The organism is Campylobacter concisus, assembly GCF_902460595.1.
GTDB lineage: Bacteria > Campylobacterota > Campylobacteria > Campylobacterales > Campylobacteraceae > Campylobacter_A > Campylobacter_A concisus_BL.
Map to the genome: position 1 here is coordinate 30,022 of NZ_CABPVA010000001.1, position 895 is coordinate 30,916.

General features: G+C 37.5%; 1 protein-coding gene. It reads right to left on the reverse strand.

The features are described from left to right. Positions 1-895, reverse strand: an 895-nt coding sequence (locus F3G86_RS10265) for an Ig-like domain-containing protein (RefSeq protein WP_223228520.1), incomplete at both ends; no start/stop codon positions are given.

The following is an 895-nucleotide window of genomic DNA, read 5'->3' on the forward strand; positions in this document are numbered from 1 at the left end:
CCCCTGCAGTCTCTGTATCACTACCTTTATGACCAGCTTTATCAGTTACTTCTACTTTTACTTTATCACCTGGTTTGATTGGAGTAGTAGTGATTTCGAAATTTCCTTTATCATCAGTTGTGCCAGTACCTATTGTTTTACCATTTTCATCAGTAACAACTACTGGAGCATTTGGCTCATCTGATTTACCTTTTACGATACCTTTATCTGGAGTACCATCTGATGGGTTAGTCTCATCTACTGGAGTTACAGTATCGATATTTACATCTGGTCCTTTAGTATCATTTGGATGCTCTATATTGCCAGCCACAGCCATATCTGTACCTGCGTTACCAGCTTTGTCTATTGCTTGAACAAATACTGGAGTACCTGGTTGAACAGCTTTATCTAGTTGAATTAAGAAGTCACCTGTACTATTAGCGTGACCTTTTCCTATAATGTTGTTGTTTTCATCTCTAAATAATATCTCAGCATTTGGAGTATCTGTATGACCAGTTCCCATAGTTAGCTCTGCTGTATCATCAGCTTTGCTGTTTGTATCAATTGGAGTGATTTTAACATTGTCAAGTTTTGGAGCGATTGAGTCTAGATCGATTGTAGCTTCATTGCTTGGTGTACTCTTACCAAATTTATTCTCAGCAGTTGCTGTAAATTTATGCTCACCTTGTTTAGTAAGCTCTGGAGCTGTAAATTCCCATGAACCATCAGCTTTAGCTGTTGTCTCACCTATTCTATCGCCATTATCATAAATTTCTACTTTTGAGCCAGCTTTTGCAGTGCCTTTGATAGTTGGAGTTTTATCATTTGTTAGATGACCTTTAACATCAAGAACGTTACCAACTTTAGTATCTTCTCCATAGCCCTTAACATCATCTATTATCTCATTGATTACTGG